Source organism: Pseudomonas sp. AL 58, assembly GCF_036348395.1.
Lineage (GTDB): Bacteria > Pseudomonadota > Gammaproteobacteria > Pseudomonadales > Pseudomonadaceae > Aquipseudomonas > Aquipseudomonas defluvii.
In genome coordinates, this window is sequence record NZ_JAZBQR010000023.1 from 74,116 (window position 1) to 86,859 (window position 12,744).

General features: G+C 55.2%; 22 protein-coding genes. 10 read left to right on the top strand and 12 right to left on the bottom strand.

What is annotated here, in order from left to right; translation table 11 throughout:
• Positions 1-9: 9 nt before the first annotated feature.
• From UIA24_RS19915 to UIA24_RS19940, 6 genes are all read right to left on the bottom strand, one after another.
• The gene (locus UIA24_RS19915; protein ID WP_330523674.1) at positions 10-357 is read right to left on the bottom strand and encodes a hypothetical protein; all 348 of its coding nucleotides are present in this window, start codon (positions 355-357) and stop codon (positions 10-12) included.
• 91 nt (positions 358-448) lie between these two features.
• Positions 449-613, bottom strand: a complete 165-nt coding sequence (locus tag UIA24_RS19920; protein ID WP_330523675.1) for a hypothetical protein — start codon at positions 611-613, stop codon at positions 449-451.
• On the bottom strand, positions 610-1,155 hold the full coding sequence (locus UIA24_RS19925) for a hypothetical protein (RefSeq protein ID WP_330523676.1): 546 nt from the start codon (positions 1,153-1,155) through the stop codon (positions 610-612). The genes UIA24_RS19920 and UIA24_RS19925 overlap by 4 nt, the downstream gene beginning before the upstream one ends.
• On the bottom strand, positions 1,152-1,421 hold the full coding sequence (locus UIA24_RS19930; RefSeq protein WP_330523677.1) for a hypothetical protein: 270 nt from the start codon (positions 1,419-1,421) through the stop codon (positions 1,152-1,154). Before UIA24_RS19930 ends, UIA24_RS19925 begins: the two co-directional genes overlap by 4 nt.
• 240 nt (positions 1,422-1,661) lie before the next feature.
• A complete protein-coding gene (gene csrA, locus UIA24_RS19935) occupies positions 1,662-1,847 on the bottom strand; it encodes a carbon storage regulator CsrA (RefSeq protein ID WP_330523678.1) in 186 nt (61 codons plus the stop codon).
• A gap of 666 nt (positions 1,848-2,513) precedes the next feature.
• Positions 2,514-2,771 (bottom strand): DUF1654 domain-containing protein, encoded by a 258-nt coding sequence (locus tag UIA24_RS19940; RefSeq protein WP_330523679.1) that lies wholly within the window; start codon positions 2,769-2,771, stop codon positions 2,514-2,516.
• Between the two features lie 145 nt (positions 2,772-2,916).
• Here UIA24_RS19940 and UIA24_RS19945 point away from each other — a divergent pair, with 145 nt between their 5' ends.
• Together UIA24_RS19945 and UIA24_RS19950 are read left to right on the top strand one after the other, a co-directional pair.
• A complete protein-coding gene (locus tag UIA24_RS19945) occupies positions 2,917-3,165 on the top strand; it encodes a type II toxin-antitoxin system HicA family toxin (protein ID WP_330523680.1) in 249 nt (82 codons plus the stop codon).
• Positions 3,165-3,506 carry a type II toxin-antitoxin system HicB family antitoxin gene (locus UIA24_RS19950; RefSeq protein WP_330523681.1) on the top strand — a complete coding sequence of 114 codons (342 nt, stop codon included), beginning with the start codon at positions 3,165-3,167 and terminating at the stop codon, positions 3,504-3,506. Before UIA24_RS19945 ends, UIA24_RS19950 begins: the two co-directional genes overlap by 1 nt.
• A 150-nt stretch (positions 3,507-3,656) precedes the next feature.
• On the opposite strand, the gene UIA24_RS19955 is transcribed toward UIA24_RS19950, so the two are convergent.
• Positions 3,657-4,058: a VOC family protein gene (locus UIA24_RS19955; protein ID WP_330523682.1), complete on the bottom strand. Its 402-nt coding sequence runs from the start codon at positions 4,056-4,058 to the stop codon at positions 3,657-3,659.
• A gap of 307 nt (positions 4,059-4,365) precedes the next feature.
• Here UIA24_RS19955 and UIA24_RS19960 point away from each other — a divergent pair, with 307 nt between their 5' ends.
• Both UIA24_RS19960 and UIA24_RS19965 read left to right on the top strand, forming a co-directional pair.
• On the top strand, positions 4,366-4,731 hold the full coding sequence (locus UIA24_RS19960; RefSeq protein ID WP_330523683.1) for a hypothetical protein: 366 nt from the start codon (positions 4,366-4,368) through the stop codon (positions 4,729-4,731).
• Between the two features lie 175 nt (positions 4,732-4,906).
• A complete protein-coding gene (locus UIA24_RS19965) occupies positions 4,907-5,389 on the top strand; it encodes an OsmC family protein (protein WP_330523685.1) in 483 nt (160 codons plus the stop codon).
• Between the two features lie 272 nt (positions 5,390-5,661).
• On the opposite strand, the gene UIA24_RS19970 is transcribed toward UIA24_RS19965, so the two are convergent.
• From UIA24_RS19970 to UIA24_RS19990, 5 genes are all read right to left on the bottom strand, one after another.
• On the bottom strand, positions 5,662-6,228 hold the full coding sequence (locus UIA24_RS19970) for a hypothetical protein (RefSeq protein WP_330523686.1): 567 nt from the start codon (positions 6,226-6,228) through the stop codon (positions 5,662-5,664).
• A gap of 3 nt (positions 6,229-6,231) precedes the next feature.
• The gene (locus UIA24_RS19975) at positions 6,232-7,197 is read right to left on the bottom strand and encodes a hypothetical protein (RefSeq protein WP_330523687.1); all 966 of its coding nucleotides are present in this window, start codon (positions 7,195-7,197) and stop codon (positions 6,232-6,234) included.
• Between the two features lie 167 nt (positions 7,198-7,364).
• The gene (locus UIA24_RS19980; RefSeq protein ID WP_330523704.1) at positions 7,365-7,649 is read right to left on the bottom strand and encodes a hypothetical protein; all 285 of its coding nucleotides are present in this window, start codon (positions 7,647-7,649) and stop codon (positions 7,365-7,367) included.
• A gap of 64 nt (positions 7,650-7,713) precedes the next feature.
• Positions 7,714-8,115 carry an HIRAN domain-containing protein gene (locus UIA24_RS19985; protein WP_330523689.1) on the bottom strand — a complete coding sequence of 134 codons (402 nt, stop codon included), beginning with the start codon at positions 8,113-8,115 and terminating at the stop codon, positions 7,714-7,716.
• Positions 8,116-8,195: 80 nt separating this feature from the next.
• Positions 8,196-8,993 (bottom strand): LexA family transcriptional regulator, encoded by a 798-nt coding sequence (locus UIA24_RS19990; RefSeq protein ID WP_330523691.1) that lies wholly within the window; start codon positions 8,991-8,993, stop codon positions 8,196-8,198.
• A 108-nt stretch (positions 8,994-9,101) separates the two neighbouring features.
• Here UIA24_RS19990 and UIA24_RS19995 point away from each other — a divergent pair, with 108 nt between their 5' ends.
• From UIA24_RS19995 to UIA24_RS20020, 6 genes are all read left to right on the top strand, one after another.
• A complete protein-coding gene (locus tag UIA24_RS19995) occupies positions 9,102-9,308 on the top strand; it encodes a Cro/CI family transcriptional regulator (RefSeq protein WP_330523693.1) in 207 nt (68 codons plus the stop codon).
• 89 nt (positions 9,309-9,397) lie between these two features.
• Complete coding sequence (locus UIA24_RS20000; RefSeq protein ID WP_330523695.1) at positions 9,398-9,820, top strand: phage regulatory CII family protein; 423 nt, start codon at positions 9,398-9,400, stop codon at positions 9,818-9,820.
• A gap of 374 nt (positions 9,821-10,194) precedes the next feature.
• Complete coding sequence (locus UIA24_RS20005; RefSeq protein ID WP_330523697.1) at positions 10,195-10,965, top strand: DnaT-like ssDNA-binding domain-containing protein; 771 nt, start codon at positions 10,195-10,197, stop codon at positions 10,963-10,965.
• On the top strand, positions 10,962-11,645 hold the full coding sequence (locus UIA24_RS20010; protein WP_330523698.1) for a replication protein P: 684 nt from the start codon (positions 10,962-10,964) through the stop codon (positions 11,643-11,645). Before UIA24_RS20005 ends, UIA24_RS20010 begins: the two co-directional genes overlap by 4 nt.
• 196 nt (positions 11,646-11,841) lie before the next feature.
• On the top strand, positions 11,842-12,138 hold the full coding sequence (locus tag UIA24_RS20015; protein WP_330523699.1) for a DUF1364 domain-containing protein: 297 nt from the start codon (positions 11,842-11,844) through the stop codon (positions 12,136-12,138).
• Positions 12,135-12,581 (top strand): VRR-NUC domain-containing protein, encoded by a 447-nt coding sequence (locus UIA24_RS20020; protein ID WP_330523700.1) that lies wholly within the window; start codon positions 12,135-12,137, stop codon positions 12,579-12,581. Before UIA24_RS20015 ends, UIA24_RS20020 begins: the two co-directional genes overlap by 4 nt.
• Positions 12,582-12,744: the final 163 nt, after the last annotated feature.

A 12,744-nucleotide genomic window follows, 5' to 3' on the forward strand; every position in this document is an offset into this window, starting at 1 on the left:
GCGATGAGGTTAGTTGCGGGGAATTACAGGCGCTTGTTCACGACTGAACAGCTGCTCGTGCTTTTCGGGGAACAGGGAAAGCTTGCCACCGACGCCGACGTGCATTGGTGTATCGAGGCTAGTGTTCTCGCTGCGGGTACCGCGCTTGGTTGGCACCTTGTAGTCGAGCTTGTGCTTGATCTTGACCTGGCTCGACTCACCGATCTGGCTGAAGTCGAGAGTGATAGTCAGCTTCCCGGCTTTGCCGTGATCGACGACGCCGGCGGCGACTTCGGAAAGGGCGTGGCCGATCTGGCTGGCGAAAGCGCCGCCGTTAAGCTCCTCGAGGAACTCGGCTGTATCGGTTGGGGTTGGCATGATTTCGTCTCCGTGGGCGTGATGCCGCTGGGTGGTAGGTCGATATGCTGCTGGCGCCGGCCATGCCGGACGCGGTTTGAAATTCGGCGGATCATGGGTGGCACACCTCCAGAGCTCGCTGGCGTGTGCCGGTAGTTGGCATGACGCAAAGCTGCTGATTGCTGGTGCGATAGATGCCCCAGGCTGTGCTGGTTGCTCTGGCCATGCAGGCGGCGTACTTGATCGCCTCCAGGTGATTGGTGGTGGCGATGATCATTGGTCGTGCTTCGCTCTACTGCTGATCGGCCTGGCAGGGAAGTCGATTTCGTAGTCGCTGATCAGCCGATCCAACAGCTTGTCGCTGATGCCCATCTGCTTGGATGCCTGGTAGCGCGATAGGCCGCCATCACGCAGCGCCTTCAGTTGCTCGAGCTTGGCCGCATCCGCCACCCGGTCGATGGCTCGGCCCTTGCCGCGCCGTGCGGTGCTGACCTTGAACAGGAAGCCGCCTTGCTTGGCGATACGATGCAGCGTGGCCGTGGAGTAGCCGGTCGCTCTGGCCGCTTCGTTGTAGGTCATGGTCTTGGCCATTTCGCGGATCTGCTCGATGCGCCTAGCTTCTTCATCGCGGTGTTTCTGAGCTGCTGCCTTGCGTTCGCCGACCGGTAGCTGGTTGTTGAACTGGGCTTGCGGTCGAGGGACGTACTCGAATGGCTTTCCCACGGTCACCTGACCACCATCAGCGAAGAAGCGGTCGATCTTCGCGTTAAGGTCGGCCAGGATCTGATGGCGCGGATCTGGGATAGGTTCGCCGATCATTGCCGCGGTACCAGCTTGCGACCTGCAGCTGCCTCCATGGCTTCAACGAATACCATCGCCGCCTTGTAGCTGAAGCAAAAGCCCTTGGTCTTGCCGGTGGCCAGCTCCACGACGTGATAGGCCTTGCCCTTGGTGACTACCTGATAGCGCACTGTCTGCACGGGCGCTGGTCGACCGATCATTGCGTAGAAGTCCGTAGTCGCGAGGTGGGCGCGCAGGCGAAGGGCAGCCAAGCCCTCCACGCGCTCCTGCATGGCTGGGTGCATGTTGATTTCCTTAAGGGTGGAAGGCCCGGAGATCGGGCGGGGAGGGCTAGCCGGTGGTGGCCGCATTGGACTTGGATCGTGAAGGCTGGGCAATCGACCGGTTAATCCGCGTCGAGGTGGCCACCCCGCTGTTTGCTGGCAGCTCATCCGAACCAAGTCCGATGCAGCCTGGTGATGGGGAACCAGGTGATCGGGCAGTTAACGTCAGGCTGACGTGGCGCTGGTTGTTCTTTGGCGGAGTCAGGCGGCTTCAGGGCTGCGCTTCTCGGCCTGGATGCGCTCATAGATCTCTTCGCGATGCACGGCGACCTCTGCCGGCGCTGCGATCCCCAGCTTCACCTGCTGGCCCTGGACGCTCAGCACGGTCACGCTGATGTCGTCATTGATGCGGATGGTTTCGCCAATGCGGCGGGTGAGTATCAACATGGTCCTACTCCTTGGTTGGTTTCCCGTCTGGCCCTGTTGCCAAGGCCAATCGGTGAAAGCTCCCGGCCTCGCTACTGGCGACAGGCCGGGTGTATTGCGTCAACGGTGATCAGTTCGCTTCCCCGCTGCTGATTGCAGGTCCGCGATTCGCTGGGGTGGGCCGCGAGCTTCCTCCAGCGCCGTCAATCAGCGGTGACGGCGCCTTCAAAGGTCCATACGAGATGCAGCGCTAAAGCTCTGTTTGGCCCCGGTTGAGTGGGTCAGGGCTGCATCAAGTCCGGCGCCCCTCATAGCCGAAGCTCAGGGCGCTAATTCTGAAACTGGTATTCCTGGCCTCCGTTACTCGCCACGGTGGGCTTGGCGCATTTCTTTCCATACGTTTACGGTTTGGGCCGCCATCACTACTCAGATACGGCGCAGCAGGGTGGGAGTCGCCCACGCCCGGTGCGTCAGTCTTTTCGCTGGCTGGCAGCCTTTCTGCGGTTGGGTTGTTAAAGAGCGGTCGGTCCTCTTGAGGTCCTATCGCTGCCGGTCCTGATGTGGGGACTGGGTTGCGATGGATGAACAATACCGGCGGTATTGTATTTGAGTCAATACCTCCGGTCATAAAATTTCGTACCCCCATAAAAAAGCCCGCACTAGGCGGGCAAAGAGGGATTCGATAAATCAGTCTTCCTTGGGCACGGTCCAGAAGATCTGCACATTGCCATCGTCACGATGGGCCAGGGTCACATTGTCGTTTTCGGAGATCTCGTCGATCAGCCGATCCCAGTCTTCAGGTAGGTCATCAGGCCGTCGCTCCAGCAATGCTGATTTCGATGTCTGGGCACCGGTGCTGTTGATGATCTTCTGGATCCTCATGCCGAGCATCTCGTAAGAGCTGGGCAGGGTGGGTGTCTGAGGTTTCGACGCGGGTTTAGCCATGAGGAGCGCTCCATTTACTGTATGAATAAACAGTATTTTATCTGGAGATTAATGGCAATACGAAAAGAGTACATTTGTACTCTTTGTGCTCTGATTGAATATCCCTGCGATAGCAACTAAAATTAGTTGCACGATAGGAGGCCAAATGTCCAAGCAAGAAAAGCTGCTCGCCAAGCTGTTGAACAGGCAGGCCACATTCAGCTGGTCGGAGCTTGTTACGTTATTGGTAGGGCTTGGATATCGCCAGATTGAGGGCGACGGCAGCCGGGTTAAGTTCGATAACGGCAACCCGCAGATGATGATCAACCTGCACAAGCCGCATCCTGGCAATGAACTGAAGGCCTACGTCAAACGACAGGTGATTGAGCACCTAAAGGCAGGAGGACTGATCTGATGAGCACCATGTTGCAGCACCGGGGTTACTACGGCTCGATTGAGGCTAGTCCAGAAGACAATTGCTTGTTTGGCAAGCTTCAGTTCATTCGCGCCTTGATCAGCTATGAAGGCGAGACGGTTGCCGAGTTAACCCAAGCATTCCGTGATGCAGTGGACGACTATCTGGACACTTGCGCATCACTTGGCCAGGAGCCCGAAGTTCCGTGCAAGGGTTCGTTCAACGTGAGAGTGGGGCATGATCTCCACCTGGCCGCCAGCGTTGCCGCTACCCGGCAAAGCATCTCTCTGAACGATCTGACCCGCAAGGCGCTGAGTGAGTACTTGGAGCACCACGCTTAATCGTGGTTTGAGCGCTTTGCTCAGTCCTCCGGATCAGCCTCTTCCTCTGGCTTCCACCTGGTAAGCAGGTCAGCCATCAGCTCAGTTATGCCCTGGGCGGCCATCCGGGCAACTCGTTTTCCTGGTACCGTCGCTTAGGGCGATGGTGTATCACTCCATACCGTCTGCATGGACAAAGCACAGTTTATTGCCCTCGGGGTCGCGGCAATATGCGCCAAAGTAGTCTTCCGAATACTGTGGTCGTAAGCCCGGCGCCCCCTCATTCTTGCCGCCCATGGCTATCGCGGTTTCCCAAGCAGTCTGCACCTGCTTCTGTGAGTGGACTGCAAAGCTGACTTGTATGCCGTTCCCCCACGTAGCCGGTAATCCGTTAATTGGTAGCTGAACGAAAAACTGTGGCCATCTTCTTCCTGGGCGCTGCCAGCCAGCTCCAGCTGGGCCGCCGTCATCTTCATCAGGCATACGCACCAACCCCAAGCTCGTGAGAACCGCATCGTAGAACTTGATCATTGTAATAAGGTCACGAGCGCCAATTTGAATGTGACTAAACATGTCCCCTCCCAAGAAATGTATTTGAATTCAGTAAGTGTTTTCCTACCTCGTTTCGCATGACAATAAATGTCCGCTTAGGCGGTATCAGCTTAGCAACGTTCTGTGTTGAGGCGTGGAGAAGGGCGGGTGTTGGATTGGCATGGCAGTTCCTCCAGTGGTAAGCGGGCAGTGAACACATCTTGCGTTTTATCGTCGTGAGTTGCAGCTCCAGGGATAGGCAAGCAGACCTCTCATCAGGCACGACAAAATGGCTTAAGATCATCGAAGACTGTAATGGAAAATTTCGACTAAAAGGACGCGACATCTTATGGAAACTCCCCTTGCTCAAATCAGGGAGCGTTTGAACAATCGCCGATTTACGGTAGCGGGTAACGCCCACGGGCTATCCGGTGCCGGCACAGTATTTCACTACCATGTTGAAGAAGATTCCATTTGGGGTACTTATCAAGGTGGCCGGATCCGCATTGGTCATCAAGTCGGACGCGTGATTGGCCCCGATACCATTGAGCTTCTTTATCATTGCTTAACTACGGATGGTGAGATTCTTGCTGGCTGGTCTCGTGGCACGGTAGGCGTTGATCACGCAGGACGTACCACTCTGATGTTCGTATGGGGTTGGTTGTCGGGCGCGACTGGAGGTGGGGAGTCTAGCTACGTCGAGCTTGCCGCGTAGCGGTTAAGCTTTTTGATTATGCTCGCGTCCATCTGTGCGGTAGCAGCTCGGAAATCTCACTCGCCTGCCTACGCAGCGGGCCAGTGAGATTATGGAGCTGCTACCTCATCGATGGGTGCTTGCTCAATGAGTTCGTTTTTAACGGACTTTTCGAAAACTTTTCCAGGAGGGATCAATGGTAGATAAAGCGCACGAGTACGAAGTCCAGGTAACTTGGGCCGGCAACAACGGGACAGGAACGTCATCTTATCGGGGTTACAGCCGGGCGCACGTAATCGCAGCTAACGGCAAAACACCAATTGAGGGGTCGTCCGATCCCAGTTTTCGAGGAGACCCCACGCGCTGGAATCCTGAGGAATTGCTCTTGGCATCCTTATCTGCGTGCCACAAGCTTTGGTACCTTGGCCTTTGCGCTGAGGCAGGGATCGTTGTGGTGGCCTACGAGGACAACGCTCAAGGAATAATGGTCGAGGAGAGCAACGGCGCTGGTCAGTTCACCTCAGTTATTTTGAGGCCAAAAGTGATCCTGGCATCGGGTTCTGAAATCGCAAAAGCTCAGACGCTGCACAAAGTAGCTCATGAAAAATGCTTCATTGCTCGTTCGGTAAACTTTCCAGTCAGCCACGCACCCGAAATATCGATAAGCCCAGGCGCCTAGTTAGCCAGAGATGGTGTCCGCATAGTCGGGCACCCTCTCAAAGTCTACGTAACTGCCTAGACGACATTGCCGGACGCTTACGGTGTGTTCGCCGGCCCCTTACCTCCAGTGTGAAGGAAAGCGTAGCGGGCACAAAAAAGCCCGGCACTTGGCCAGGCTCTCTGTAGACGGGGCCAAATCCTTTTGGCTTGGTCCATTGTGTTCTGGTGGTATGACGAGCGGATGACACCGGACAGCAAAAGCCAGAACGGGGCGAGTTTAATACGGGGAAATTACTCCATGAGTTTATAGCCAAGGTAGTAAAGCCCCCAGAATGTTGCGATAAGCATTTGATATAGCATTACGAAATACAGCAGAAGCAGGGCGCCACTTAGATACATGCCAATGTGAGTGCCTGAGCTGTCGATCTTGTATATCGGGGTTCCAAATGAGATGAGAAATATTGAGAATCCGACAATCACAATGCTTTGGGCTGTTAAAAAAGCAAAAAGCATTGCAAGGAACTTTCGTCGCGTTAAGTCGATGATGTTGGTGGACCCCCTGAACTTAACGATAACTTTTGGTGTGGGCTCAGGTATGATATTATCGATGTCTGATCTTCCGAATGTTGCTATTGCTGCTAGCGCTGCAATATAAAATCCAGGAAGTGATTGTACAAATGATAAAATCAGCGAAATTAAACCGCCCGATACGTAGTGGGTGCTTTGAACTCCAGCAGCAAATATGGCAGAAATGGTTATTATAGAAAGTAGGCTCGGGTAAAGCCAGTCTACAATCCATTTGTAAGGGTGCTGGATTGATAAGTAACCGAAGGGTCGGAGGAGCTGTCCTAGTAGCATGGCCTACTCCATGAGCTTGAGAACTTCCTTAAGTATAAATGTGTTTATCTTTTCAAAGCTACTTGTATTTACTAGTGGTGCTTCAATTGGATGCCTTTTTACATATTTTTCGCTGGCAATTAAGTTGCCTGTGCTGGCGGCGATAGTAGCGTCTTTATGAACTCCGCCTTCAGTTTTAAATTTTATGCGTATATGTCTATACTCAGCGTCAGCTTTACTAACATTTGCGCGTAGCTGTCGAAGGGATGACGCAATTGATCCGATCATGTCAGGCTTTGGGCGAAGATCTACTGTGCGCTGCCGCTCAATGATCCCGCCATGTTCGTCCCAAATTGCTCCTTCCTGAGAAAAACTTAATAGCTGAATGGCTGAAAGGGTGCCGCCATCGAGATCTTTTTGGAAGTCTTCAGATGGATGTCCTTGAAGCTCAATCTCGTGTAGCAGGTGCACCATCAATGCATTGCCAGCAGCGTCTTTCGCACCATTGTTGTTAGGGATGAGGTATTCTTTCGGAAATTCACTTTTGCATTTCCTTAAAAGATGCTTGAGGAATTTCAGAATGCTGGTCAAGTGCAGGCCCGAGCCGTAAACGGCTTCTACTACGCATAGGTAGTAGTTGTCCGATTTTTCGGGATTTAGATTGATAACCACGTGAGCTGAGTGCTCTCCGCCATGTCCAGGGGGCTTCGTGTGTACCACTCGACTTTTGATTTCAGGGTCCGATGACACTGCGTCTGGAGCGGACGGATCGCTAATGTTGACCAATAGGATCAATTGATCTTCTGTCAGCCTAAAATCTGAAAGGAAGTATTTGGGGGAGGTGGCGACCCGCCCCTTTTGTAAAAGTCTGTCACCGCTCTCAAATAGCTGTTTTATCTGAAGTGCTATGGCGGTGATCGACTTGGGTGTGGTAACGAAGTGCGCGAGATTACCCTCTGCGCGAGACACGCCGAAGGCGCTAATTTTCAAGTCGTAGAACGTCGCATTCCGATGCACTATGTTGTCCTTCGATAGCGTAAATTTTTTGGCAGTTTGTGGAGAGTCCTATATCTGCCTATTAAAAGTTAAGATTTTTTGTGCACTTCACGCCAGTAGTACCCCCGCCTGGATTGCCAGACCGTGCATGGTCACTGCCATTAAATCCGCCTTGCCTCCCCGCCATCAGCTAACTCTGGAGCCTCGCACGGCGTCTTGACCCGAACAATGAGGCCCAAGTGGGTTTCCTCTGCATATCCGGTAAGCCTTTCCTCACCATCCTGAAAGATGCGGCACATCCTCAGCACGGCTTGAGCATCAGCGTCATTGCCAGTCAGGCTGATGCGTTCAGCGATCCGCTTCAGCTCAACCGCTGACCACTTCAGGTCAGATGCAAGGCCTTGGAGGTCGCGGCGTAGGTCCTGGTTGGGTTTGGTGAGGGGCATAAGGCTTTCCTTGTTATTGAGCATGGGTACGCCAGAGGCAATGATCCATATCCCAGCCCGCTTTTTATCTCTTGGCCGGCTTTGCAGGAGTGGACTTCCAATCACCTACCGCCTCAATGGATACTCTAGGAAAGGTCTGGTCCTCCGGGGCGTGGTGACTGCGTACGTAGGCTTCGACAATCTTTCCACCTGCCGCGAATCGCTTTGCGAAGCTCTTGGCCCAGTGCTCACTTACATAGCCGATCTGATAGCGATAGGGGCCAAAAAAGAACCATCGCTTCACCTCGATAAAAATTGCAATCGCATTCGGGTCATGAGGGTTTTCTGGCTCTGGCTCCAGATAAACATCCATTCCATCTCGGATAAATCGCCGAATCAGATCCGCTCGACTTGTCCCATCTGGGTTGCTAAACCCCGTCCCTTTAACCGTTAGTCGATAGACGCTTCCGTATTCAGCTTCTTCCATTGGGGAATCCTTTCATTCAATGGTGGGGCAACCTAAAAATGCCCACTGCGCTATATCACACGGCTTGGTCAGGGGCATGGCTATAGATCTCCGCCTCGCCAGATTACTTGGCCACGAATGCGCAGCTCGTTGGTATCGCCTTTTGGCAAACTCACGTCTGGATATTCATTCTTGTCTGGGTTGTCGCTGCGCACGATCCAGCTGAATGAGGACTTAACCAGGCGCTTCACTATCAGCCCTTTATCCACGCTGTGAAGCACGAATAGGCGGCCATCCACCGGATCAACTTTCGACATATCGAGCAGGAGCACGTCCCGATCATTGATTGTCGGCCACATACTATCGCCGTCTGCGTAGATCACGATCAGGTTTTTGGGGCTCACACCCTTGAATCTGAGCCACTCACGTTTAAACGCAAGCGTAGACCTGGGCTCGACGTGCGGGTTTTCATGCCCAAGACCAGCCGCGGCCTTTGCATCGTATTGAGGGATAAAGGCGTAGCGGTCGTCGTTGTCATCAGCAACATCTCCACCTACAGGAAGAGGTGTGTTCGCTGCGGGGGCTTCATGGTCGAGCCTAGAACCACGTGGTAGCGCAGCAGCCAGACTCTCCATTTCGTCAGCAAGGCGCTTACTGAATGCCTCTATAGGCACTTGCAGCATTTTTGCGAAGACTGTTGCCGCTTTCACATTCAGTGCGGTACGACGGTTCAGGAAATGGCTGACTGCTCCTTGCGTTACGCCTTCCCCCAGCTCCGCTGCGATCTTTTCTTGCGTCAGCTTTAAGGCCGCTTTTTTTTCCTTGAATAGCGCATTCAGCAGATCGCTTTCGCGTATCTGCTCGTCGGTCAACGGGAGCTTTCTGGAGTCTTTCTTCATACCTGAATGTTATTACCTGCGGTAATCCACTAACCAATATCGGCGGTATTGACTTCAAACAATACCGCCGGTCATACTTTGGGCGGGCATCAAATAGGAGACCATCCAATGCAAACCATTCCGCTGGCCGATTTTGTGGCAGAAGTGGGGCAGCTGAAGGCCGCCATATTTTTGGGAATGTCCCAAGGCGGAGTGAGCAAGGCTCTCCGCGTGGGACGTGATGTGCGTGTAACCAAGCACACAGATGGCACATACAGTGCCGAAGAAATCAGGCCGTTTCCGTGCCAAGTGCAGCCCAAAAAATCCGACGCCTAACCCAATCCTTCATCGGCTGCCTGAGCACGAATCAAATTATCTGCCCGCAGGCATTACGCCACCACTTAAACAGAATTGAGATTTTACGAATGGACAAGTTTTTGCGGGCCTGCCACGACGCAGTCAAGGACAACGAAGCCAAGACCCTGAGCGCAAAGATGGGCGTTCCCCACGTCAGTCTGCTGCAGCGCGCCAACCCGGATAACGATGCTCACCACCTGACCATCGAGCATCTGTTCGGGATTCTCCTGCACACCGAAGACATGCGTCCGCTGAAGGCGCTGGCGGATTCGTTCGGTTTCGACCTGGTAGCGAAGGATGCCCCAGTTCCGAAGGCGCTCACTGCAGCAATGATCAGCGTCGGCAAGGAAGTAGCCGAGCTGACTATCGCTGTGCACGTCGCACTTGAAGACAACCACGTCTCCCAGATCGAGAAAGCCCAGATCAGCAAAGAGATTGATCACGTCCGTAAGAGCCTGGACGAGATGGCTTCATCGGTTAAGGCCGCCTGATCGCGAGCCACAGCAGCACCGAAACACCATCGGCAGGGGCTGATTAGCAACAACGGCGTAGTCGGCAGTTGAGCCGCTCGCACCAGGAAGACCATCAAGGGGAAGGAAATGGACGGCAGTACATCAGGACGCGTAGGGACATTGAACGCTGAGGGCGTTAGCTCAGTCGGCGGGATTTGTCGCGCCTGCGAGAAAGCAATCGCCTGAATCAGAGGCACAAAAAAGCCGACGGGCAATGTCGGCTGATCTGCAAACTAGAGAGGCACGATTATGCACACTGCAATCGATGCAGACAATAGCGCCACTGTCGCGTCAGGTTTTGGCATCGCCGCCAATCTGTCACGTCAGGTGGCAGATGACGGAGGGCGCTCGTAATGGCCCGCATTCGTACCATCAAGCCAGAGTTTTGGACCAGTGAGCAGGTGATGGAATGCTCCGCATTGGCCCGCCTGCTATTCATTGGTGTCTGGAACTTCTGTGACGATGCCGGAAACCATCCGCTGTCGCCTAAGACCCTGAAGGCGCTGGTTTTCCCTGGTGACGATATCACTGCCAGCCAAGTCGAGAGCCTGCTCGCCGAGCTTCTGTCTAACGATCTTATTTCGATCTACGAGCACTCGTCGAAACAGTACCTGCACGTCAACGGATGGCATCACCAGAAGATTGACCGACCGACCATCAAGCATCCGAGATACATCCGATCTATCGACGACGCCCCACCAAAAGCCGACGAGCCGCCAAGGGATGATCAGCAACAGTTCGACGAGGACTCGTCGAGTGATCAAGGAGGCCTCACCCCCGGAGTGGAAGGGAAAGGTAAGGGAATATCTACTCACACACCGCGTGAACCATTCGCGATGGAGTTGGATTGGGTGCCAGATGGTGAGCGACTGGCCGCCTATGCCATTCGGGCAGGCTTGACGGTTGAGCACTTCAGCTCTGAGGCGATTTCAGGTTTCGTTCTGCATCACGAGGCCAAGGGTCTGATCCAAACCGAGAAACAGTGGCTGGCAGGCCTGGTCGGGTGGGTTAAGCGAGACCTGGCCAAGGCTGCCAAGGTCGTTCCTCTCCACGGCGGCCAGAGGGTCGTGGACAGTTTCGACGATGACGATACCGACTGGCTGACTCGGGAGGCTGGTCGATGACTCACGCCGCAACGATTACCCATGGCCTGTGGGCCAAGGTTCAGACTGGTCAGTACATCGCTGTAGGCGACGCTCTGCCGGGCGATGCGCAAGAAGAGCTCGGCCGCCAGACAGCCACCGTTATCAACTCTCTCTTTCGTGAGCTGCGATCGATCTTCGGTGCCTGGAAGCAGGCCTGGCCGGACATGGCGACCTACAAGGCTGCAAAGCGTCAGTGGCTGAAGGCGTTTCTGGAAGCTGGTATCAACTCGCCGGAGCAACTGCAGTTTGGGCTGATGCGGTGCAGGCAGTCCGGTCGAGAGTTCATCCCAGCGCCTGGGAAGTTCATCGAATGGTGTCAGCCATCGCCCGAGATGCTGGGCTTGCCGACATTGACTGCCGCGTTCCGCGAGGCTTGCCGAAATGCTCATCCGTCCATGGCCGGGCAGGGCGAGTGGACGCACGACGCGGTGTGGCATGCGGCAAAGGAGTGCGGATTCGAGAGTCTCAATCGACTGCCTGCCGACCTTAGCCTGAAGCTGTTTGAGCGGAATTATACGATTGCCGTGCGTCGCGTAGTTGCGGGTCAGCCGTTGCAGAAAATGCCGCTAGCGTTACCCCGAGCGGTCGTCTCTCGCTCAACGCCCGAGGTCGGGCGCGCTGCCTTGGCTGCCTTGCGCGCCGCTCGGTGCCACCAATGACTGATCCGATGTTGCTGCCACCTGATCTGGCCGAATACCGCTATGCCCTGTACGCCTGCGGTCACCTATTAGACCTGACCGACAAGCCACAAAGACCTGTATGCGTTTACCCGGACGAGCGTAGCGCTCGCATGCACGGTGAGCGTATGTGGCCATCCACTTTCACTGTCATCGATCTTCACGGAGACGACCGCCAATGAAGCAATCCAAGCTGTCCAAAGCCGCGCGCGGCCGGGAGTGCCAGGTGCGCATTCCTGGTGTTTGCAACGGCAATCCCGAAACCACCGTGCTGGCCCATTACCGCATGTCAGGCACCTGCGGCGTCGGCATGAAGCCGAATGATCTGCAGGGCGCCTGGGCATGCAGCGCTTGTCACGACGCCTGCGATGGACGCAGTAACACAGTTGGCCGCGAAGAGGCTCGCCAGTGCCACGCCGAGGGTGTCATGCGTACGCAGGCCATTCTGATCAGCGAGGGAGTGGTTGCCGCATGAATGGCCAGAAACCGCCGTTTCGAAACCCTACGTCACTGTCTCCTGCCAAGAAGCCCCGCGCCAAGCCCGTCGACCGCGAAGGCCTGGAGCAGGCCGCACTGCTGCGGGAGATCGAGCTGCGCTACCCGCAGGTCTTTGAGCTGATCTACCACGTGCCGAATGGTGGGCACCGGCACAAACTGGTCGCGGCCAAGTTGAAGCAGCAGGGTGTGAAGGCCGGAATCCCTGACCTGGTGCTGACCATGGCGCGCGGTGGTTACTTCGGCCTGTATATCGAGTTCAAGGCAACTATTGAGCCTGCCCCTGTGTCGGCCAGTCAGTCGGCATGCTTGCGCCGGCTGAACGAGCAGGGCTATCTGGCCGTCGTTTGCCGGGGGCACTTTGATGCCATGGAGCAGATCCGGGCCTATTTGCGCATGGCGCCGACTGTGGTGGCTGCATGACGATGGCGGTCGCGTTCTCCGATGCCGAGATTCGTCGGCAGGCGGCTGACCCGTCGGCGGTGCTGATGCGTGATCCTCGTCACCCAGGCTTGTATTTCCGGTTCACCGAAGCACGCCCACGCGGCACCTGGTATCTGGTGGTGCGCAAGCGCTGGAACCGGAT